Raw genomic sequence first — 233 nt, 5'->3', positions numbered from 1 at the left:
AGGTAACACAGAACACGTAGCAAAAATGATCCAAAAAGAATTGGGTAAAAAGCTAGTGGCTGTTCATGATATTGCAAAAAGCTCTAAAGAAGAGATTGCTGAATTTGATTTGATCTTATTCGGTATCCCTACTTGGTACTACGGCGAAGCACAATGTGACTGGGATGACTTTTTTCCAGAACTTGAAGAAGTTGACTTTGAAGGTAAACTTGTTGCTATTTTTGGTTGTGGAG

General features: G+C 37.8%; 1 protein-coding gene. It reads left to right on the top strand.

Annotation, left to right across the window (positions count from 1 at the left end; all coding sequences use genetic code 11):
- Positions 1 to 233: flavodoxin domain-containing protein (locus AAEY57_RS21205; RefSeq protein WP_350608807.1), on the top strand; the 233-nt coding region annotated here is incomplete at both ends.

Origin of the sequence: Pseudoalteromonas sp. MER144-MNA-CIBAN-0113, from assembly GCF_040308965.1 — a bacterium.
Taxonomy (GTDB): Bacteria; Pseudomonadota; Gammaproteobacteria; order Enterobacterales; family Alteromonadaceae; genus Pseudoalteromonas; species Pseudoalteromonas tetraodonis.
Note: the sequence above shows the minus strand (reverse complement) of the source record. Positions and strands in the feature narration are given on the sequence as shown.